The organism is Melittangium boletus DSM 14713 (assembly GCF_002305855.1).
GTDB classification, from domain to species: domain Bacteria; phylum Myxococcota; class Myxococcia; order Myxococcales; family Myxococcaceae; genus Cystobacter; species Cystobacter boletus.
The window spans coordinates 8,712,617-8,733,330 of the sequence record NZ_CP022163.1 but is presented as its reverse complement, the minus strand read 5'-3'; the positions used below and the strand labels follow the sequence as shown (position 1 = coordinate 8,733,330).

Sequence of the window (20,714 nt, the reverse complement as noted above, 5' to 3'; positions counted from 1 at the left end):
ACGCAGTGGCCGAGTACGGCTCTACATGACGACCCACGGTGCCCCCTCAAGGGCCGCGCGCAACCCCTCGACAGTAGTGTCCATTTTCTCGGCCACCGTGGGTGCATGCCACGATTCCGCGACCGTGCCTGCGGGATTCTTCGCCAGTCCCTCAACGACGATCCCAAATTGCCCGGGCCACTCCCGGCGAACCAGCTCTGCGGCATGCCCGAGAGGGTCCATGAAGCTGAAGCACGGCCAGAGCGGCAGTCGAATGGTGCTCATGTCGCAGTTGAAGAACCGGCACCCGTTGAGGCGGGCCTCTGAGAAGTCGCAGTCCTCAATGCCTCCTAGCTTCCGCATCTCGTCCCCGTCCGTGCGGAAACCGAAGTCGTTTCCCCCGAAGCGGCCCTTGAAGCGGCACCCCTTCAACTTCATCGTGGCCCATGGCAGCGTTTTCAGCTCGCTCTTCGCCTGGATCGTGCAGTCGACCAGGCTTCCCGACACCAAATGGAGCCACCGCGCCGAAATGTTCGTGACCAGAGTACAGCATCGAAGCGTGACGCTCGGCCCGAGCCAGTAAATGGCCTTCTTATCCGTCAATTCCAGCCGCTCGCCTTCAATCTCGCGATTCTCGAAATGGATGTTGGGAGTCACGCGGCCCTCAGAAGAAGATCATGCGGAAGAAGGTGCTGGCCATCCGTCGCCCGTGCAGCGCGAAGTTGGACTCCGTACCAGAGAGGAGCTCGTAGTGGTAGCTCTGGCCCCCTGGCCCGGTGATGTCCACGCCTCGCTGGTTCCAGGATAGGTGCGGGAATCGGTTCGCCACCTGTCTCTCCACCCATCGCCCCCTCGCCTGTCGCTCGAGAAGATTGGCGCGGTACTCCTTACCCGCCTTTCGCATCCGCTCGATGGCGCGCGACTCCTCCCGTGAGAGTTCGGCATGGGACCACCTCGCCGCCTCCTCCCTCACCGCGGCCTGCAACTCGTCGCCGAGCCGGTCCTTCGCCGGAATGTCCTTGTAGCTCCTGCCTCGCGGGAGGTGCCACCGCTCGCCGTTGCTGAGGATGACCTGCTTGTTGCCCCCCCGGTGCTGGATGGCCACGGTACCCGCGTGCCCTCCACCAACTCCCGAGCTGCCGCTCCTCGCCAGGACGTTGATGGCCACTGGCGCCTGCGGGGAGGTGAGGACGACGAGGGCGCGGCCCTGCTCCACCACCACCTCCACCGCGGCTGCCTCCTCCATCGCCACCGCCACCGAGCCCTCCATGCCCTGGGCCGCCCACTGCGCCTGCACTTGGTTGAACCTGGGCAGCGATCGCACGTGCGTGGCCACCTCGCCCAGCGTCCGCCCGGTGAGAGTGGCCACCGAGAGAATGAGGGCCCGGGCCGCGTGCGTGCCGATGCGCTTGCCGAAGGCCTCGCCGGCGTCGCGCAGCTCCTCGAAGGTGGTGGCCTCGTGCGCCGCGTGCGCCATGCGGGCCCATCCGTCCATGAGGCCCCACAGGGCGTCCACGCCCAACCAGGCCAGCAACACCACGGAGAGCGCGGCCGCCACTGCCTTGGTTGTCGGCTCGGGTAGTAGCCAGAGCGCCAGGTACAGGCCCGCCGCCCACACCAGCGAGGAGAGCAGCGCCTGCGGGCTGAGCTCGCGCCCGAGGGCCGCTCGCGTCTCGTCGAGCACTCCTCCGAAGGCAAGGGCGAGCGCCAGGGTGCGCCTGTCATCAGTGCGCAGGTAGGGCCCGTCTGTGAAGAGGCCCAAGCAGTCCCCGTCGCCGCGTGGCTGGCACCACCGCAGGTACTTCGCCTTGAGAGCCGCCTCGACCTCGGGGACGAGCGAACCCTTGTCGTTGAGCGGCACCAGGGTGAGGACCTTGTCCCGGTACACCTCGGCGAGCAGTTCCTCCTCGGGCATGGCCTGGAGCAGCCCCTGAGCGGCCTCCTGGGGCGTCCCGTGCACCTGGTGGTGCTGGAGGAGCTGCGCCACCGCGCGCTGGTACTCCTCCCGCGTGACGGCCACCACCCGCGTGCTGCCGCGCGCTTCCACCTCGGCCGCGTACATAACAAGCACCGGCTGCAGCTCCCTCGGCGCCGAGCGCGCCTCGCTCACCGCAGCCTCGTCACCTGCCCGGCCGCCCCCGGTCCCCCTGTTTGACACGGGCCCCCGCGACACGCAGGCCGCATGGAAAATCAAGACAATGAGCCAGAGGGCCCCGGCCGGCGCCCACGGTGGCGGACCCCGCCGGACCTCGGGCTGAATTCCGCCGCCCTCCCCCGCCCCGGCGCACAGCAGAACCGCCCCTCTACCCACCAATGGGTTTCCCATGAACCCCAGGAGCATAACGGGAAACCGCCGGGGCTCCCGCGTCAGCCCACTTCTCCGGCGAGCCGGACCGGGGAGACGCGGTGGGCCGCGAAGATCACGACGGCACGGGACGAAGGAGTCCCGCCCCGTCCAACAACTCATGCACGCGCTGAGCGAGTTCAAGGTGCTCGGGGTTGGCCACCGTGAAGCGCTCGGGGGTGAGGACGACGAGCGTCCCCTTGTCCTCGATGGGCTCGACTCGCACGGGGTCCGGGAGCGAAGGGACCGGGCCCCGGCTCCGTGGGAAGTACATGAGCCAGTTCACGAAAGTACCTACCCGCGGGAGCTCCTTCTGCTGCTTCAAGGGCATGGTTGACGCGGCGATGGACAGGTCCGGATCCCACGCGAGGACCATGCTGCGAACGAGACCCGAGAGAACGGACGCGGTCAGCACGCGCTCCGCGTTTGGACCCCGGGATGGCAGGTTGAATACGCATCGGTTGGATTGCCCCTCGGCATAGAGGCCGCACCCGAAGTTGAGGCCACAGTCCTCGTGGTCGACGCATACGCCGTTCCACGCCCAGACCGAGTAGCCCAGTTCATCGAATTGCCGATCCCTGCCCCGGCGGATGAGTTTCTCCAGCGCCGCGCGAGTGGGCTCGATGGGCTTGCTGAGTGCGTCCTTGCGTGACCTGCCCTGCCGGTACCAGCGAGAGAAGAACGGATCGATTTCCGCGAGGGTCGTCAGGAAGCGTTCCGCCCGCCAGGCACATTCCTCCGGCGACTCCTTGCGCGGCCCCCAATACGCACCCGCCATGTACGATTCGATTCTCTGGTACGTCATGGGCAACGCATCTCCCTAGAGGGCGGGGGTATAGATCATCTCGATTCCGAACACGTTGTTATCCTGAAACAGGCGTCGAAGAGCTTCGAGGGTCTTCTCTTCCGCGATGTGCCACCGGATGGGGGTTCCTGTTCTCCTCGCCACACCAAGTTGGCGCTTCGCTTGCTCAACAAGAGCCTGCGCGCCCGAGTGCTTGAACCAGCTCTTGGGCTCGAAGTCATCGAAGAACTTGTTGGCGTAGCCAGGACCCTTGGCATCCAGCAGCACACCGTCCTTGAAACCATCGAACCTTACGCTTCCAACCCAGTAGGCTTCGTCGGCGGAGTGGCCGGATATCTGCTCCTGGTAGGCGCGGGCCCGGCTGGACATGGACTCCTTCGCGGGCCTCCACTGCCCGGGTCCAGCGGCGGGGACGGGGTTCTGGCTGTCCTCGTGCGCCCGCTGAAGAATGAGGGCCGCGCCCGGACCGCCACTCAACACCGTGGCGACCCTGCCGCCCACCGGCACCACGACTCTCTCCAGCGCCAGCGCCCCCTCCGCGGACAGGGTCAGCACGGGAACGGTGGCTTCCGCGCCCGCGAACAACCCCCGCAGGGTGCTCGTGCTTCCCCCGGCGGTGCCAAAGGTGACGAGGAGGTGCATCGTCAGCGAGGAGAGCGCCTTCACCTGCTCGCCCCGTGTCATGTGCCGCAAGCGCTCGAGGTACTCGGGGCTGGAGGCGACGAGGGCCACGACTCCCTCCGGGAGGTGTCGCAGCGCGGCGACGCTGTCCAGGGGACGCGTCAGCAGTTGCCCCAGGGCGTGATACAGCGCCGCGATGGACTCGTCCGCGCCATCCAGCGTCCGGCCGATGTAGTCGGCGTCATCATGCACCTCCGCCAGGGGTGGGCCCTCCGTGGGTTGGAGTCGCGCATCCACCGGCCGGAAGGCGCCCCCGAGACCTGAGTAGAAGCGACCCAACTCGAAGGGACCGGAGCGGAAGGCGCCGTTCTTCCACAGCACCGGGCCCACCCTCTGCTGTGTGTGGCCGGTGAGCGCCCAGGCGAGGTAGCCGTCCGGCCGCAGCACGGCCACGGCCTTGAAACGCTCCACCCGGCGCAGGAGTTCGTCACGAGAAACGTCTCCCTCCGCCAGGACCTCGCGCAGGAGATGGCTCACGACCATACGCGGAGGAAATGAGGCCAGTGTCACGGGCTTCTGGAGAAGCATCTCCAGCAGCCGTGTCGCCTCCCGAGGCGTCAGGGTCGCTTCACGCGGGTACGACCCCTCGAGAGCATTCAATCCCGTGAGCAAGAGAAGATGCTCGAAGGCATCGACCCGAACAGCCCCTTGGGTCACGGTCCTCACGGCCATGCCCGTTGGGCTCAGCAGCGCCAAGCGCGGAGAAGGGGCGGCGCTTGGGTTGTAGTCCAGGGCAAAGCCCCGACGGGAAGGCACCGTTCCGGTGACGCAGCCCGTGGCCACAAGGACGGCACACAGCAGAACCGCCCATCTGTGTACCGGTCGGTTTCCCATGAATCCCGGGAGCATAGCGGGAAACCGTCAGGACTCCGCGTCAGCCCACCTCTCCGGCGAGCCGGACCGAGGAGACGCGGTGGGCCGCGAAGGTCACGAGGCTCGCCAGGATCACGCCCACGAGGCTCGCGATGCCCGCCGCGTCCCACTGAGTCACTGGCAGTCCGCGCAGGGCCTGGAGCGCGAGCACCAGGGTCAGCCCCCCATAGGCCACTCCCGAGGCGCGAATCACCGCCAGGGACCACGCCTCGGATCGGCTCCTCCGACGCGCGAGCAGCGCCGCGAGCAACGGCAGCACCTGCATGCCGTGCAACCCGAGGAAGTGCGCGGGCCGCATGTCGCCCACCGTGGTGCTCCACCCCACGAGCGGCAGGCCCGGGCCTCCATCCCGTCCCCCGAAGGAGTGCCCACCGTTCTCCAGGGGCGTCTGTCCGGCCTCGAGCCCCATGGGTTGCTCGCCGTGAGGCATGGTCATGAAGAACCCAAGCCCCATGCCCACCACCGCCACCACCGCGCCGATGCGCAGAGCCGAGGCCAGGACGCGATCCGTCAACGCCGTGCGCATCAGCATGACGGTGAGGACCATCATCGTCACCCACAGCGTGGTGATGACGATCCCCATGCCGGCGTAGATGGCGACATCGAAGGCCGTGGCGATGTTGAAGTGGCTGCGCATCCCGCGCGCGGCCTGGATCGTGATGGCGACCATCTCCAGCCCACCGCACACGGACAGGACCGTCCCCACGGTGCGCACGAGGCGCTGGCGCGGATCGAGGAAGCCGAACAGGTAGAGCAGCGTGGCGTTGTAGACGGCGACCGAGACGTAGAACTTGGCGGGCTTCAACCACACGGGCTCGCCGAGGAGCTGGCGCGAGTCGAGCACGAGCCCGAGCGAGGAGAACACGACGCCCAGGAGCATCACCGCCGTGCCCAGGGTGAGTGCGGGAGAGAGGGACCAGGCCCGGTGCCAGGCGCCGCGAAGGGACAACGAGGTCGTTCGTGAGATCATGGGAAGTCTCCGTGACTACCGCGAGGCAGAGGGTTCAACGGCCACCGGGGGCAGCGGCGCCACGGCGGGAAGGAAGCGCCGCGACACGAGCCGGACGCCGGCGTAGGCGAGGTAGCCCGAGGGCCCGAGCAGGAAGGTCAGCACCAGACACGGCACGACGAGCAGGTGCGGAATGCCCCGGCGCTGGGCGTCGGCGAGGATGACCCGGCCCACGAGGAAGTCGAACGCGAGGTAGTGGATCCACCCCGCGAGCACCATGCCGGGGCGTCCCTCCGAGATGCGGTGGATGTGCTCCAGCGTGTCGAACTCGCCCAACAGGGCCGGCAGGTACGGCACCACCTTCACCAGGTAGACGCCGCCAATCACCAGCGGCAGCACATCGCTCTCCAGCCACCAGCGCGTGACGCGGGCGCGGGGGGCGAACACCATCACCGCCCACCCGAACAGCACGGGGAGGTTGAGGAGTCTCAGCAGCAGCTCGTCGTTCATGGCGCTTCCCTTTCGATGTTGTCGGTGTAAACAACAATGTTTTCCCTGTCAACATCGACGGCGTGGCGCCGTCCACGCTCGTCCCCTGGGGAACGAAGGACGCCTATCCGCCCGAGTACGGCTGCTCGATGAAGCGGGCCACGAGGGTCCGCGTCCGGGGCGGCGCGAGCGCCTTCACGGGGCGCCCCTCCTGCCGCGCCAGGTGCGCCTCCAAGTAGCCGTCGATGTCGGCGGTGCCACCGCTCAGGTGGGCGGAGAGCAGCGCGCCCAGGGCCTCGGGTGTCCCCCACTGGAACAAGGCCCAGGCGGCTTCATCCGCCTCCGGCCAGCGCTTCTTCTCCCACGTGTCGTCCCGAAGGCCCCGCACCAGCAGCTCCGCGTGCTCCGGTGCATTCAACTCCCCGAGCCAGCGAAGCGCCTCGGCGCGCTCCCACGGCTCGGAGGCCTCGCGCGCGGTATGCCGCAAGGACTCCCACCCCGAGGCCTCTCCCGCCCGCGCGAGCCCGGCCGCCGCGCGCACGCGCACCAGGGGGTGGGACGAATAGCCCAGGGCCTCGAGCCGCCCGCGCCAGTCCGGACCGGACTCGTCCAGGGCGATCAATCCCTCGAGCGCGAAGCACCCCGCCGCCTCGTCCTTCCCCTCCAGCGCGGCGAGGAAGAGCGGACGGTCCGAGGGTTGAGCCGAGCCCGCGGCCTCCCGCAGGACGGTACGCACGAGCGGCGCGTTGGCGGGCCACGGGAGCGCGGCCAGGGTCCAGCGCAGCGCGGTGTCCCGCTCATGCCGGAAGAGCTGCCGCAGCAGGGCCTCGCGGATGTCGGAGGCCACCTTGAAATCGCACAGGAGCCTCAGCCGCAATGGGCGGGCCTCGGGCCACGCCTCGATCAACGCCAGGGCCCGGGAGTAAGCCTCCTGGGGAGGAATGAGCCCATAGGACACGGACAACGACAGGCTCTGCGCGCGCACCACCTGCTCCAGGCGGCGTGACAGCCCTTCCCGGCCCAGACAGGCCAGGAGCGATGGCAGGGGCAGCCGCAGGGCCTCGGCCGCGTGGTGAAGGGCCTCGGGGTCATCGCGCAGCAACTGGTGCAGGGCCTCCTCGGGGAGCGTGTCGGAGGGCAGGTGGTTCGCCTCCGTGGCGAGCAGCGCCCAGGACTCGGGCCGGGTCCAGGTGGCGGCGGCGACTTGGAGGTTGCGCTCGGGGCCTCCCGGCTCGGTGTCGAGCACGCGCCGATCCTCCTGGAGCCAGCGCGCGTACAACCAACCCACTACGGCGGCGGGCAGTGGATCTCCCCGGCGGCGCGACTGGAGGAACAGATCCGTCCGCTCCCAGGCGGACCACGGCTCCAGGGTGGGAACGATCCAGGACACCTCCTCCTCGCTTCGGACCAGATGGAGACACGGGTACACCTCCAGGGCCCCCTCCTGGAGGAGCCCGGACAGCTCCGGACCCGAGAGCCGCAGGCCCAGGGAAACGCCCACCTCGAGCGCCCAGGCCCGCACGGGAAGAGGCTCCCGGGGCTCGAGCAGGAGCCGGCGAACGAGCGGCAGTTGCTCCTCGCCGCCGAAGAGGCGCAGCAGCCGGAGCGCGCGCATCCGCGCGTCGAAGGCCTCGGCGGGCAGCGCGTCGAGGAAGGACAACAGTTGCGCGCGGATGCCCGTGCGCGAGGACCAGACGAGAGCGGACACTTTCACGGGCCGGACAACTGGCGGCCCCCGAGCGTGCGGATGCGCCGATCCAACAGGCGCTGGCGCGCATCCGCGGAGATGTGGGCGGGCGTCCACTCCAGGGCGTGATCGAACTCCACCTTCACGCCTTGGGGATCCATCCGGGCGCCCAGCCGCTGCTCGATCTCCCGCATGAAGTAGGCCGCCATCATGCACATGGGCGAGGTGATGTGCAGGCGCACCGTCACCCCGCCCTCTCGGCACTCGATGGCCTGGATGAGCCCCATCTCGCCGATGCCCAGGGGCACGCCGGTCGCGAGGCTGCACGGGTCCGGAATGTCCTGGATGACCTCTCGCACGTCGCTCTCACTCATCATGGCCATCCCCTTGGTAGCTGTAGGGAGAAGCGAGGCGCTCGGCGCGCCGCTGGGAGAACTCGTCCTGGGCGATGCGCGCCTGGACGGCCGCGACGTCCACGCCCGCGTACCGGGCGTAGTTCCCCCCGAGGATCATCTTCTTCACCTCGGGGGTGAGCTGCATGCCCGCCACGCTCACCAGGTCGTCCGGGAGCTGGAAGTCGTGCCAGAACTTGTATATCGCCGGGTGCGGGTGGCAGAAGACGCTGCCCGAGCCCCACATGATGCGCGACGGGCCCGCCCACTTGAGCAGCGCGGCCAGGGACTCGGCGAACCAGCGCTCGCGCTTGACCAGGAGCGCGCCCGTCACCTCGAGGTTCACGTACACGTTGGGAAAGAGCGACAGCTGCATGCCCGTCTCGTCGAGGAAGGCCATGCCACCGTGGACGATCTCGAAGTTGAGATCCGGGAAGGCATCGGCCGCGCCGCCGATGTCGTCCACCTTGTAGGCCTCGATGGGCACCGCGCCCATGGGCAGGCCCTTGTGGACCGCGATGTTCTTGATGCCCAGCTTGCGCGCCCGCTCGAAGAGCGGGAACGCGATGGTGGGATCATCCATGCGCCAGCCGGTGTGCCGGAACGACTCGCCCAGCCACGCCGCCGGGTAGAGCTTCAAGCCGCTCGGCTGGAGTGCTTCCACCTGCCGCTCCAGATCCTCCAGCGCCGCCGTGCCCCGGAGGGGATCCACGCCCGCGTACACCAGGAAGCGGTCCGGGTAGCGCCTGCGGATCTGCTTCGTCTTCTCGAACGAGCACAGCCCGTCATGAAACAGCGTCTGCAGGGGCAGCACGTGGTGGACGGCCAGGTCCACCTCGCTCTCCACGAAGAGGATGTGGGCCAGCTCCCGCACGGACCAGTTCTTGAGGAAGCCCTCGGGCGTGGGCACCCGGTAGTCCTCGTCCGACAGGCTGCTGTGCAACCCGAAGATGAGGTTCGCCAGGGACTCGGCGTAGCGCACGGCGCGGTAGTTGGATGGGTGCAGGTTGTACGCGTGGGTCACCGCGTCGATGACGAAGGTTCCGCCGATCATCCAGGGCTCCGGTGGGAGGGGTTAGGAGGGAAACATCACGTACTTCTCAGGACTTCGTTGATCAACCGGTGGAGCCGCTGCTCGTCGAAGGGCTTCTCGAGCCAGCGTTCGGGCACCGACTCCAGGAACCGCCGCGCACGGGGGGTGAAGGAGCCTCCCGTGATGAAGATGAAGCGCCGGGCGAGCTCGGGCCGGGCCTCGCGCACCTGCTCGTAGACATCCATCCCCGTGGCGTCCGGCATCATCAAATCGCAGAAGATGACGTCGAACGGCTCCTGGCCGTTCAACCGCGCCAGACCCTCGAGCCCACTGCCCGCCAACGTCACCTGGTGCCGGGGACCGATGAGCCGCGCGAGGGAGCGCGCGACCGCCGGTTCATCGTCGATGATGAGCAAGCGGCCCTGACCCACGGCGGGCAGGATGCGGGAGGGCGGACGGCGCGAGGGGACCGAGGCCGGAGCCGCCGCGGGCAGATGGAGGGTGAAGGTACTGCCGCGCCCCGGCTTGCTGCGCACGGAGAGCTCGCCCCCGAGGTCGCGCAGGATGCCGTGGCAGATGGACAGGCCGAGCCCCGTGCCCATGCCCACGGGCTTGGTGGTGAAGAAGGGCTCGAAGATGCGCTCGAGCAGCTCGGGAGCGATGCCCACGCCCGTGTCACGCACGTCGATGGCGACGCCGCCGGAGGGACCGGGCCGGACCCAGACGGAGATCTCATGGTGGGCCGCGTCCCCCTCGGGGATGGCCTGCGCCGCGTTCATCAGCAGATTGAGGAAGACCTGTCCCAGCCGGGATTCGTCGGCGAAGACCCGGGGGACGGGCTCGTAGCGTTTGACGAGCTGGGCGCGGTGGCGCAGCTCGCCCTGGGCCATCTTGAGGGAGAACTCGAGGGGCTTGAGCACGTCCACCTCGGCCTTGTTCTCCTCCTCCGTCTGCCGCGAGAAGAGCTTGAGATCGCGCACGATGTCACGCACGCGCAGTCCGCCCTCGTGCGCTTCCCGGAGCATGTCCTCCGTCTCCTGGAGGTTGTCCGCGTGCTCCCGCTCGGACCCGGGCTCCTTGAGCCGCTGGGTGTTCTCCAGGGCCAGCCGGATGTTGGTGAGCACGTAGGACAGGGGGTTGTTGATCTCATGCCCCATCCCCGCCGCGAGCGTGCCCACCAGCGCCATCCGATCCGTTTGCAGCAGCTGGGCCTGCATCCGCTTGCGCTCGGTGATGTCGCGCGCGATCACCACCACGGCCTCCTGGCCATCGAACTCCAGGGACAGGCCCGTGCTCTCGGCGTCGTAGCTGGAGCCGTCCTTGCGCAGGTAGCGGATCTCCTGGACGGGGGCGACTCCTCCCGACACGGCGGTCGTCACCCGCTGTCGCACCAGCGGGAGATCGTCGGGATGGACGATGCACCAGATGGGCTGGCCGATGAGCTCTTCCGGGTGCGCGTAGCCGAGCGAGGTGCACAGCATGGGGTTCACGTAGACGAACCGCCGGTCCCGATGGACGAAGAGGCCATCGGGAAGGCACTCGGTGAGCTTGCGGAAGTTCGTCGCGGAGCGCTGGAGGGCTTCCTCGGTGCGCCGGGTGTCGGTGACGTCCTCGAAGATGTAGAGCTGGCAGGGAGAGACCCCCCGCACATCCCGCATGGGGGTGGCGAGCCGGCGCAGGATGCGCCCGTTGGACAGCGACACCTCGAGCACGTCGACATCCGACGTGGACGGCTCCGTGTCCACCCGGGAGTCGATGTGGACGAGCGCGGGCTCGAGCGAAGAGCCCCGGGTCCACTCGAGCACCCGCGCGTGGGTGACCTCGCCCCGGCGCAGGGCGTCCTCCAGGGTGTCCAGGCCGCCCATCTGGCGAAAGCGGTGGTTGGCGTAGAGCACCCGGCCCGAGTGGGACTCCACCAGGTAGAGGCCGAAGGGCAGGCCATCGCTCAGACTCCACAGGGACGTCAACCCAACGGACTCCGCCGCCTCGGCCGCCGCGGGAGCGGGCCGCACCGTGCAGTACAACCGCCCCTCCGGCGCCGAGGGCACGACGCACCACGACAGCCGCGTCCAGGCTCCGCTCGCGCACCGCCACCGGCAGGAGAAGCGCACGGGCGTGTCCGTCCCACGCAGCGCGCGCAGTCGAGCCTTCAGGGACTCGAGCTCCTCTGGATGAACGAAGCGCCAACACACCCCGTCCATCAACGCCTCGCGCGTCCAACCCACGGCCCCACACCACGCGGGGTTCACCTGGAGAATGCGCCCCTCGGTGTCCAGCACGGCGAGCAGATCCGTCGAGAGATCGAAGAACCGATGCGCCCACTGCTCCATTCAACCTCCGGCGGTGAGGATGACCTGGCGAGGATGAGATCCGGCTGAGGCAGGAGCAATGCCCACGAACCTGGTACGCGGTCACGGTTATTATGCTTTATCGGTCATAGAAGGGAAATCCTTATTTTCCAGGCTTCACCCCCCTTGAATGAATGATGGAGAAGTCATGAGACGGAGACACACCTGGCCCGGGTATTCCTCGCGCGCGCTGCTCGCGCTGCTGACACTGGGGGCCTGCCAACCGCCCGACGAGGGCATGAACGGCGCGGACGAGACCGCGTCGCTCGAACGGGCCGCCGCCACCTGGCCCAGGGTGACGAGCGCCATCGCTCGCGACGAGGCCCTGGAGGCCCGGGTCGACTCGCTCCTCAAGAGCATGACGCTCGAGGAGAAGGTCGGACAGATGATCCAGGTGGAGATCCAGGAAGTCACTCCAGCGGAGATCAAGCAGTACCACCTGGGCTCGGTGCTCAACGGGGGCGGCTCCTACCCGGGACAGAACAAGGCCGCGACCGTGCAGGACTGGGTGTCGCTCGCGGATCAGTTCTGGGAGGCCTCCATGGACGCGGCGGCCAACCCCCGCCGCATCCCCATCCTCTGGGGCACGGACGCGGTGCACGGCCACAACAACGTGAAGGGCGCCACGCTCTTTCCGCACAACATCGGACTGGGGGCCGCCCATGACCCCACCCTCATCCTGCGCATGGGCGAGGTGACGGCACGTGAAGTGGCGCGCACGGGCATCGACTGGGCCTTCTCGCCCACGCTGGCCGTCGTGCGCGATGACCGGTGGGGCCGTGCCTACGAGGGCTATTCGGAGGACCCCGCCATCGTCGAGGCCTATGGCGGCAAGGCCGTGGAGGGCCTGCAAGGCACGCTGGCCAAGGACGCGAAGACGAACGAGCGGGTGATCGCCACGGCCAAGCACTTCGTGGGAGACGGGGGCACGACCCAGGGCAAGGATCAGGGCATCACCTTCGTCACGGAGACGGAGCTGCGCGACGTCCATGGCCGGGGCTACGTGTCGGCGCTCGGCGCGGGGGCGCAGACGGTCATGGCGTCCTTCAGCAGCTGGAAGGACAAGGCCGTGGGCGACGGCGCCAAGGCCTACAAGATGCACGGCAACAAGTACCTGCTCACGGACGTGCTCAAGAACCAGATGGGCTTCGACGGCTTCGTCATCTCCGACTGGAACGGCCAGGGACAGGTCAACCGGAGCAACAGCGACGCGACGAGCGACTGCACCAACGGCAACTGCCCCCAGGCCATCCTCGCGGGCATCGACATGATGATGGTTCCGAGCCGGGGGGACTGGAAGGCGTTCTTCACCAACACGCTCGCCCAGGTGAGAAGTGGCCAGATTCCCCAGGCGCGCATCGATGACGCCGTGCGCCGCATCCTGCGCGTGAAGTTCCGCGCGGGCCTCTTCGACAAGCCCAAGCCGTCCTTGCGCAACAGCTCGCGCGTGGTGGGCTCCCCCGAGCACCGCGCCGTGGCACGCGAGGCGGTGCGCAAGTCGCTCGTGCTGCTCAAGAACAACGGCGCCACCCTGCCCTTGTCGCGCTCGGCGAAGGTGCTCGTGGCTGGCAAGAGTGCCAACAGCCTGGCCAACCAGAGCGGAGGCTGGTCCATCTCCTGGCAGGGCACGGGCCACCCCAACTCGGACTTCGGCGGCGGCACCACCGTGTGGCAGGCCATCCAGAAGCTCGTCCCCACCGCCACGCTCGACACGAGCGCCAACGGCGCCCTGGCGGATTCGAGCTACGCCGCGGCCATCGTGGTCATCGGCGAGACGCCCTACGCGGAGGGCGTGGGGGACATCGGCGACGGCAAGACGCTGGAGCTGGCGAAGCTGCGTCCCGAGGACCTGTCACTCATCAACAGCCTCAAGGCCAAGGGCGTGAAGAAGATCGTCACCGTGCTCTTCTCCGGGCGCACGCTCCATGTGAACAAGGAGCTCAACCGCTCGGACGCGTTCGTCGCGGCCTGGCTGCCGGGCACCGAGGGCGATGGCGTGGCGGACGTGCTCTTCCGCAAGGCGGACGGCACGGTCAACTTCGACTTCACGGGCAAGCTGTCCTTCTCCTGGCCCAAGACGCCGTGCCAGGTCGCGCTCAACCGCGGCGACGCGGGCTACGATCCGCTCTATGCCTACGGCTACGGACTGACCTACGCCGCGGGCACGGAGCAGGGCCCGCTCGCCGAGCCCACCCAGGACGGGGGCTGCGGCACGGGGAGCGGCGGGACGCCCCCCTCGGGCTCGCTGAGCCTGTTCGAGCGCGGCAACCAGAATGGCTGGGCGATGCGCATCGGCGCGCCGTCCAACTGGAACGGCACGGAGGTGGCCCAACTCACCAGCGCCACCACCCGCACCGGCTCCAACGAGCTGGCGGCCACCCCGGTGGATGATCGCAATGGCCTGCAGTGGGCCGCGGTACGGGCCACCTGGAACAACGCCACCGCGGAGCTGTACCTGCAAGCCAACAACGGCGAGACGCGCGATCTGCGCACCTGGCCGGCCTCGGGCGCGCTGGTGTTCGATTCGCGCGTGAGCGTGGCGCCGAGCGGCGCCGTCAAGGCCCGCGTGGACTGCGTCTACCCGTGCGTGGGGGAGATCGACATCACCCCCGCCCTGCGCGCGCTGCCGGCCAACGCCTGGACGGAGCTGGCCATCCCCCTGCAATGCTTCGCCGCCAAGGGAGCCGACTTCACCCGCGTCAACCGCGCCTTCCTGCTCTACACCGAGGGAGCGCTGGAGCTGTCACTCGCCAACATCCGCTGGGAACCCAACCGCGCGGGCAACGTGGGCTGCGATGGAAACCTCGCCAGTGGCGGGCTGCTCACCGGAGACCGCGCCGTGTGGAACAACGGCGTGTACGACACCGCGTTGTTCAGCGGCCCGAGCGTCTGGTCCAACGGCAGTGGGAGTGTGACGCTCAACCCCGCGCTCAACACCGGCACGGAGACGGTGATCGACGTCACCTTCAACAACGTCACCAACGGGGGTGGCAACGGCGTGGTGTCCTTCCCGGTGAAGAGCCCGCTCCTGATGGATGCCTCGCCCATCGCCTCCACGGGCGGCGTGCGGTTCGACATCAAGGTGCTCGACTACGGCAACACCACGCAGGACTTCTGGGTGAAGATCGTCTGCGATCGCAGCCCCGACACCTGCACCACCGGCGACCTGAAGACCCTGGTGGGCCGCCCGGCGGTGGGCACGTGGAAGACCGTGAGGATTCCCTTCTCGAGCCCGAGCTACCCGGCGAGCTGGAAGACGAACGCGCTCAGCTCCGCCGTGGAAGTGCTCCCCGCCTGGAATGATCAGCGCGGCACCATCCGCTTCCAGCTCCGCGACCTGCGCATCCTCAAGCAACTGAACTGACGGCGCCCGGGAGACCGAGTGCGTCCTGGAACACGGAACAGGACGCACTCGCTCTTCAACGGCCCAGAATCAGGGCTGGACCCGGCACTGGTTGACGTAGAGGTACTCGGAGAAGGCCGTCGTCCGCCCCCAGATGTAGGCGCTGCTGCTGCCACACCAGCACTCCCAACCGCCGACTTGATTGGTCTTCGAGGCATCCGAGTAGAAGGCGCGCTCGTAAGCTTCACCATTGCAGGCGGGAAGCGCGTCCTCACGCGTGCTCAGCGGAGCCGTCTCGGTCTCCGGGTTCTCGACGGGGGCACCACAGCCGGCCGCCAACAAAGCCACTCCCAACACACCACCGAAGATGTTCGCTCGCATGACCCCTCCTGGATGGAGAACAGCTGTCTTCACCGCGCGTCAACCCTACAGGACGCACCGCGTTGTGCGCATCGGTTTTCGCGAATACTGAGAGTCCGGGACAAGCCTTGACATCCGGATAATCGCTGGATATCGCGCAATTCCGGTACTTCCCCCGAGGAGCATCGCCCCGATGAAACTCCGCCCCGCTTCGCTGACTCTCGCGCTGTCCGTCCTCACCTCCACGCCGGTCTGGGCGCAGAACGCGCCCGCCACCTGGACCGAGCACTGGTTCGAGCACAACCAGACCGTCTCGCGCGTCTACCAGGACAAGGACGTGGCCGTGTATTTCGACTCGGCCGTCAACCGGTCCATCACCTGGCCCAACACCTTCGTCGCCGACGTGTGGAAGTACACCCGGAAGACGTACGGGCACTTCGGTCCGGACGCGCAGCTCTACGCCATCTTCCACACGGCCAAGTACAGCGGCGGGCACCCCTCCACGTACTTCGACACCAGCCACGACTCGCGCAACGTCATCGATATCGGCTCCAACTCCACCACGGCCTGGACGAGCGGCACCGGCAACGATCTGGACATCGTCACCCACGAGGTGGCGCACATCGTGGAGGGCGCCAGCAAGGGCGTGCACAACTCGCCCGCCTTCGGCCTGTGGGGCGACAGCAAGTGGGCGGAGATCTTCATCTACGACGTCTACCGGGGCCTGGGCCGCACCAGTGACGCCACGCGCTGGTCCAACCTGATGGTCAACGGCGTGGACAACTTCCCCCGCGCCAACACCCGCTGGTTCCGCGACTGGTTCCTGCCCATCTACAACAACTACGGTGGCACCCAGGTGCTCAACCGCTACTTCGTGCTGCTCGCCCAGTACCTGCCGAAGAACGGCGGCAACTACGCGAAGAACCTGAACTGGGGCGAGTTCATCCACTTCTGGAGCGGCGCCGCGGGCGTCAACCTCAAGACCCTGGCCACCTCCGCCTTCGGCTGGCCCGCCGAGTGGGAGACGCAGTTCGTCCAGGCGCAGCGCAGCTACCCCTTCACGTACGCCAACCCGGGGCCCTCGGCCGTCACCGTGTTCCAGGACATCAACCACGGTGGCTATGGCGCGGCGCTGCCCGTGGGCAGCTACAACCTGGCCGCCCTGAGCGCCTGGGGCGTGCGCAATGACGACATCACCTCGGTGCGCGTGGCCAGCGGCTACAAGGTCACCTTCTACGCCGACGACAACTTCACGGGCGCCAGCCTCACCAAGACGGGGGATGACGCCTCGCTCGTGGACGACAACTGGAATGACATCGCCACCTCGCTCGTCGTGAGCACCAACGGGACGGCGGCGCCCGCGACCACGATCCAGGCGCAGAACTACAGCGGCATGAGCGGTGTGATGACCGAGGCCACCAGCGACTCGGGCGGCGGCTCCAACGTGGGCTCCATCGATACGGGGGACTGGCTGGCGTACAACGGCATCCAGTTCCCCTCCTCGGGCTCGTACAAGATCGAGTACCGCGTCTCCAGCTTGTCCGGCGGAGGCCGCCTGTCCCTGGATCTCAACGCGGGCACCACGGTCCTCGGGACGGTGGACATCCCGTCCACGGGCGGCTGGCAGAACTGGACCACCGTCTCGCACACCGTCAACGTGACGGCGGGCACCTACAACGTCGGCGTCTACGCCGCGGCGGGAGGCTGGAACCTCAACTGGCTGCGCATCACCAAGATCTAATCCGCTCAGGGAGCGTAGGGCGTCGTGGTCATGGGCCGCTCGGCGGGCTTGACCGCCCAGGAGGTATTCGGCTCGGCCTGCATCACGAAGCGCAGCTCGCCTCCGGCGACGATCTCCTCGTGCCGGAGGAAGCCGCGCGTCAGGGGCTTGCCGTTGAGCGACACCTTGCCCACGTACGGATGGGCCTCCGACAGGCCCTCCGCCGTCACGGTGAAGCGCTTGCCCCGAGGCAGGTTCAGCACCGCGCGCTCCACGAACGGGCGGCCGATGACGTACTCGTTCGAGCCCGGCGTGACGGGATAGAAGCCCAGGGACGTGAACACCAGCCAGGCCGACATCTGGCCCAGGTCATCGTTGCCCGACAACCCGTCCGGCGTGGGCTTGTACTGGCTGTCCACGATCTGCTTGAGCCTCGCCTGGGTGCGCCACGGCGCGCCCGCGTAGTTGTACAGGTAGGCCACGTGGTGGCTGGGCTCGTTGCCGTGGATGTACTGGCCGATCAGTCCGGCGATGTCCTCGGCGTGGGAGTAGTCGAGCTTGGAGTTGTCGTACTCGAACATGGCGTCGAGCTTCTTCACCACGGCCTCGTCGCCGCCCATGGCCGCGATGAGCCCACCCAGGTCCTGGGGCACGAACCACGAATACTGCCAGGCGTTGCCCTCGGTGTAGTCGCTGCCGTAGTTGATCGCGGTCGGATCGAACGGCGTGCGGAAGGCCCCATCGGCCTTGCGGGCGCGTATGAAGCCCGTCTCGGCGTCGAAGGTGTTGCGCCAGTGGGCGGCGCGGGCCTCGAAGGTCTTCGCGATGTCCGTCTTGCCCATCGCGCGGGCCATGCGGGCGATCGTCCAATCGTCATAGGCGTACTCGACGGTCTTGGACGCGGCCTCCGGCTCCTTGTCGATGGGCACGTAGCCCAGCGCCATGTAGTCGCCCAGGCCGCCGTAGGGCGCGTAGGTGGCGCTCTGGACCATGGCGTCCAGGGCCGCCTGGGCGTCGAAGCCCCGGATGCCCTTGAGGTAGGCATCGGCGATGACCGGAACGGAGTGGTAGCCGATCATCGTCCACGTCTCGAGCCCGTGGAACTGCCACACCGGGAGGATGCCGTGGGGGCTGTGCTTCCGCGAGGCGATCAGCGAGCGGATGATGTCGTTGTTGCGCTGGGGCGGCTGGATGAGCGTGAGCAGCGGATGCTCGGCGCGGAAGGTGTCCCACAGCGAGAAGGTCGAGTGGAAGGTGAAGCCCTCCGCCGCATGCACCTGATCGTCCGGTCCGCGATAACGGCCGTCCGCGTCCGCGAACACGCCCGGAGCGATCAGCGAGTGGTAGAGCGCGGTGTAGACGCTCGTGCGCATGGGCGCGGGGGCGGTGATGTCCACCGCCGACAACGCCTGCTCCCAGGCCCGGCGGGTCTGGGCCCGCAGCGCGTCGAAGTCGAAGCCGGCCTGCTCGCTCTGGAGGTTGAGCAGCGCGTTGTCCTCGCTGACCGCCGAGATGGCGACCTTGGCGATCAGCGGCCCATCGAGGGGACCGAACTCGAAAACCGCCTCCAGGGCGCGGCCCTCGAGCTGGGCCTTGTCCGCGGGCGTGCGTCCCGGCTGACGGAAGCCCTTATAGGGAATGCCCTCCTCTCGGTCGTACAGGGCATGCGCGGTCATCTTCCGGTTGAAGCGGAGGGCGAAGAACAGCTTGCGCCCCGGTGCCCACCCCCGGGTCTGGCGGAAGCCGGTCACCGTCCCATCGGGGGCGACCCGCACGCGCGACCACAGGACCTTGCCGGGGTAGTTGTAGATGGACGAGCGCAGATCCATCAGCACGCCCGCCGAGCCCCCCTTCGGGTACGCGTAGCGATGCATGCCCGTGCGCACGCCCGCCGTGAGCTCGGCGCGCACCTGGCTGTCGGACAGCGTGACGGCGTAGTAGCCCGGCTTGGAGACCTCGCCGTCATGGCTGAACCGGGAGCGGTAGCCGGAGCCGGGTTGATCCACCTCGCCCGGATCCAACCGGGCCTCGCCCGTGAACGGCACCAGCAGCACGTCCCCGAGATCCGAGTGGCCCGCCCCCGAGAAATGGGTGTGCGAGAAGCCCAGGATGGTCGGATCCCCATGGCGGTAGCCCGCGGCCCAGTCGTAGCTCTGCTTGAAGGGCCGGATGTCGGTGTCGGGGCTCAACTGCACCATGCCGAAGGGCGCCACCGCGCCGGGAAAGGTATGGCCCGCGCCTCCCGTGCCGATGAAGGGGTCCACCGCGTCATAGGCCGAGGTGCGCTCCGCCGCCTCCACCCGCCCCCCTGGAGCCATGGCACAGAGGGCCAGGGACAATCCGATCTCGAAACGCATGTCGCTCCCATTCTGGCCAAGACGGCCGGGAGCCCCTGCATAGGGTGGCGGATGGGGGAAATCCAGAATGCAACGCGGCCCCCAGGCGCCTACCGCAGCAGCCTGGGCCACCAACGCCAGGCGCACTGGTTGTTGGAGGGGATGTTCAAGTCGACTTGCTGGATGACGGTCCCGTCCGGGGCGACGCCGAGCCCGCGTTGGAAGCAGGAGCCTCCCCCGAAAGGCAGCAGGAGTTCGCCACAGGCGGTTCCGTCGGTGGCGAAGAAGAGAAGCGACTCCTGGCATCCGGAGCCCTCGACGAGCGTCGGTGGCGGCACCAGGGCATTGGCCTGTTGGCCCCGGATGAGGACGAGGGTGGAGCCAGGGTGACTCGCCAGCCACTCCGGAGCGGATTGCTTCAGGGCCCGACCACTGGGAAAACTCGCGACCCACTGATCGCCGCTGCGCAGCGCCAGCCCTCCACCGGCCAGTGGAGACAGCAGGCCCCCGAAGGTGGACGCGGGCGCGGGGAACGTGAACGGCTGGGCGACGGCCGTCCCGTCCCGGTTGCGCCACTGTCCCACCCAGACAGAGGAGCCAGGCTCCCGCCACAGCAGGAGCGCGCGCCCCTGGGTGTCCACCCCGGCGATGACGCCGCGGCTCTCGCCCTGGGGCGCGGACACGACATCGAGGGACGCCGTGCGGGGCAGGCCCGTCGCGTCCAGGAACTGGAACGTCAGGACCTGGGTGCCGTTCTCTCGAGGATCCCACTGCGCGACCAGCGTGCCCCCGAGAGGATCCAGGGCCATCGTGAAAGGCACATTGCCGCGCTCGGTCAACGTGACCGTTCGCAGGAACTCACCCACGGACGAGTACGCTGTCAGCGTGGCGCCGCCGGGGGGAATGCTGACGACGTGGAAACCCCGCGGCTGGGACAGGATGGCGATGGCCAGATCGCCCCCGAAAAACCGATTCCCCGTATCCAGGCCCTCACGCGACACGATGTTCCACCCCGTCGCGCCCAGAGGGCCGGAATTCGTGAGCGCCAGGGAGCCCGCGCCATCGCCCGTTCCGGGTCCGCAATCGGCCTCCCGGGCATTCGCGCGGAGGATGATGCTCCTGCCCGGCCCGGGTTCACCGGGTAGGATGTCCGCGCACGCGAGCACCCTTCCGGGAGGACTCGGTTCGGACTCCTCGGGTGGCGTTCCTGGGAGCGGCGGCGCGTCATCCCGCGCCTGCTCGCCCGGGGGATCCTGATGGGTGGGAGCCGAGCCCGCCATCCTCAGACCATCATTCCCCGCCGGCGCCCCCGAGCATCCAGCCGCCGCCTGCGCGAACAGGACCGCGGCCAGCACCTCCCCCAAGCGCCTCCCCG

Annotated in this window: 15 protein-coding genes; 2 read left to right on the top strand and 13 right to left on the bottom strand. The window is 68.3% G+C overall.

Annotation, left to right across the window (positions count from 1 at the left end):
- Positions 1-21 precede the first annotated feature (21 nt).
- The 10 genes from MEBOL_RS36140 to MEBOL_RS36095 all read right to left on the bottom strand — a co-directional run bounded on the left by MEBOL_RS36140 (position 22) and on the right by MEBOL_RS36095 (position 11,562).
- Positions 22-636 carry a hypothetical protein gene (locus tag MEBOL_RS36140; RefSeq protein ID WP_095981665.1) on the bottom strand — a complete coding sequence of 205 codons (615 nt, stop codon included), beginning with the start codon at positions 634-636 and terminating at the stop codon, positions 22-24.
- A gap of 7 nt (positions 637-643) precedes the next feature.
- On the bottom strand, positions 644-2,041 hold the full coding sequence (sitA5, locus tag MEBOL_RS36135; RefSeq protein WP_483869368.1) for a SitA5 family polymorphic toxin: 1,398 nt from the start codon (positions 2,039-2,041) through the stop codon (positions 644-646).
- Between the two features lie 358 nt (positions 2,042-2,399).
- On the bottom strand, positions 2,400-3,128 hold the full coding sequence (locus tag MEBOL_RS36130) for an immunity 52 family protein (protein WP_095981664.1): 729 nt from the start codon (positions 3,126-3,128) through the stop codon (positions 2,400-2,402).
- Between the two features lie 15 nt (positions 3,129-3,143).
- Positions 3,144-4,292: a Tox-REase-5 domain-containing protein gene (locus MEBOL_RS36125; protein WP_245920213.1), complete on the bottom strand. Its 1,149-nt coding sequence runs from the start codon at positions 4,290-4,292 to the stop codon at positions 3,144-3,146.
- Positions 4,293-4,683: 391 nt separating this feature from the next.
- Positions 4,684-5,652, bottom strand: a complete 969-nt coding sequence (locus MEBOL_RS36120) for a hypothetical protein (protein WP_095981663.1) — start codon at positions 5,650-5,652, stop codon at positions 4,684-4,686.
- Between the two features lie 15 nt (positions 5,653-5,667).
- Positions 5,668-6,141, bottom strand: coding sequence for an ABA4-like family protein (locus MEBOL_RS36115; RefSeq protein ID WP_095981662.1), 474 nt, complete (start codon positions 6,139-6,141; stop codon positions 5,668-5,670).
- A 103-nt stretch (positions 6,142-6,244) separates the two neighbouring features.
- Positions 6,245-7,834: a HEAT repeat domain-containing protein gene (locus MEBOL_RS36110; RefSeq protein ID WP_157823875.1), complete on the bottom strand. Its 1,590-nt coding sequence runs from the start codon at positions 7,832-7,834 to the stop codon at positions 6,245-6,247.
- Positions 7,831-8,184 (bottom strand): metal-sulfur cluster assembly factor, encoded by a 354-nt coding sequence (locus MEBOL_RS36105; RefSeq protein ID WP_245919170.1) that lies wholly within the window; start codon positions 8,182-8,184, stop codon positions 7,831-7,833. The genes MEBOL_RS36110 and MEBOL_RS36105 overlap by 4 nt, the downstream gene beginning before the upstream one ends.
- Entirely contained in the window at positions 8,174-9,253 is a 1,080-nt protein-coding gene (locus MEBOL_RS36100) for an amidohydrolase family protein (protein WP_095981660.1), read from the bottom strand. The genes MEBOL_RS36105 and MEBOL_RS36100 overlap by 11 nt, the downstream gene beginning before the upstream one ends.
- A 35-nt stretch (positions 9,254-9,288) precedes the next feature.
- Positions 9,289-11,562: a hybrid sensor histidine kinase/response regulator gene (locus MEBOL_RS36095; protein ID WP_095981659.1), complete on the bottom strand. Its 2,274-nt coding sequence runs from the start codon at positions 11,560-11,562 to the stop codon at positions 9,289-9,291.
- Between the two features lie 166 nt (positions 11,563-11,728).
- Here MEBOL_RS36095 and MEBOL_RS36090 point away from each other — a divergent pair, with 166 nt between their 5' ends.
- Positions 11,729-14,944 carry a glycoside hydrolase family 3 protein gene (locus MEBOL_RS36090; RefSeq protein ID WP_095981658.1) on the top strand — a complete coding sequence of 1,072 codons (3,216 nt, stop codon included), beginning with the start codon at positions 11,729-11,731 and terminating at the stop codon, positions 14,942-14,944.
- 69 nt (positions 14,945-15,013) lie between these two features.
- On the opposite strand, the gene MEBOL_RS36085 is transcribed toward MEBOL_RS36090, so the two are convergent.
- Positions 15,014-15,304, bottom strand: coding sequence for a hypothetical protein (locus MEBOL_RS36085; RefSeq protein WP_095981657.1), 291 nt, complete (start codon positions 15,302-15,304; stop codon positions 15,014-15,016).
- Positions 15,305-15,476: 172 nt separating this feature from the next.
- Here MEBOL_RS36085 and MEBOL_RS36080 point away from each other — a divergent pair, with 172 nt between their 5' ends.
- Positions 15,477-17,024: a carbohydrate-binding protein gene (locus MEBOL_RS36080; RefSeq protein ID WP_095981656.1), complete on the top strand. Its 1,548-nt coding sequence runs from the start codon at positions 15,477-15,479 to the stop codon at positions 17,022-17,024.
- 5 nt (positions 17,025-17,029) lie between these two features.
- Here the strand turns inward: MEBOL_RS36080 and MEBOL_RS36075 are convergent, their stop codons facing one another.
- Together MEBOL_RS36075 and MEBOL_RS36070 are read right to left on the bottom strand one after the other, a co-directional pair.
- Entirely contained in the window at positions 17,030-19,360 is a 2,331-nt protein-coding gene (locus MEBOL_RS36075; protein WP_095981655.1) for a GH92 family glycosyl hydrolase, read from the bottom strand.
- Positions 19,361-19,449: 89 nt separating this feature from the next.
- Entirely contained in the window at positions 19,450-20,619 is a 1,170-nt protein-coding gene (locus tag MEBOL_RS36070; RefSeq protein ID WP_218920847.1) for a hypothetical protein, read from the bottom strand.
- Positions 20,620-20,714 lie beyond the last annotated feature (95 nt).

Excerpts from the sequence above, each read along its gene's own strand:
- MEBOL_RS36090 (WP_095981658.1), top strand. The coding sequence starts at position 11,729 with ATGAGACGGAGACACACCTGGCCCGGGTATTCCTCGCGCGCGCTGCTC.
- MEBOL_RS36100 (WP_095981660.1), bottom strand. The coding sequence starts at position 9,253 with ATGATCGGCGGAACCTTCGTCATCGACGCGGTGACCCACGCGTACAAC.
- MEBOL_RS36080 (WP_095981656.1), top strand. The coding sequence starts at position 15,477 with ATGAAACTCCGCCCCGCTTCGCTGACTCTCGCGCTGTCCGTCCTCACC.
- MEBOL_RS36125 (WP_245920213.1), bottom strand. The coding sequence starts at position 4,292 with ATGGTCGTGAGCCATCTCCTGCGCGAGGTCCTGGCGGAGGGAGACGTT.
- sitA5 (WP_483869368.1), bottom strand. The coding sequence starts at position 2,041 with ATGTACGCGGCCGAGGTGGAAGCGCGCGGCAGCACGCGGGTGGTGGCC.
- MEBOL_RS36115 (WP_095981662.1), bottom strand. The coding sequence starts at position 6,141 with ATGAACGACGAGCTGCTGCTGAGACTCCTCAACCTCCCCGTGCTGTTC.
- MEBOL_RS36105 (WP_245919170.1), bottom strand. The coding sequence starts at position 8,184 with ATGATGAGTGAGAGCGACGTGCGAGAGGTCATCCAGGACATTCCGGAC.
- MEBOL_RS36070 (WP_218920847.1), bottom strand. The coding sequence starts at position 20,619 with ATGGCGGGCTCGGCTCCCACCCATCAGGATCCCCCGGGCGAGCAGGCG.
- MEBOL_RS36085 (WP_095981657.1), bottom strand. The coding sequence starts at position 15,304 with ATGCGAGCGAACATCTTCGGTGGTGTGTTGGGAGTGGCTTTGTTGGCG.
- MEBOL_RS36120 (WP_095981663.1), bottom strand. The coding sequence starts at position 5,652 with ATGATCTCACGAACGACCTCGTTGTCCCTTCGCGGCGCCTGGCACCGG.
- MEBOL_RS36075 (WP_095981655.1), bottom strand. The coding sequence starts at position 19,360 with ATGCGTTTCGAGATCGGATTGTCCCTGGCCCTCTGTGCCATGGCTCCA.
- MEBOL_RS36095 (WP_095981659.1), bottom strand. The coding sequence starts at position 11,562 with ATGGAGCAGTGGGCGCATCGGTTCTTCGATCTCTCGACGGATCTGCTC.
- MEBOL_RS36130 (WP_095981664.1), bottom strand. The coding sequence starts at position 3,128 with ATGACGTACCAGAGAATCGAATCGTACATGGCGGGTGCGTATTGGGGG.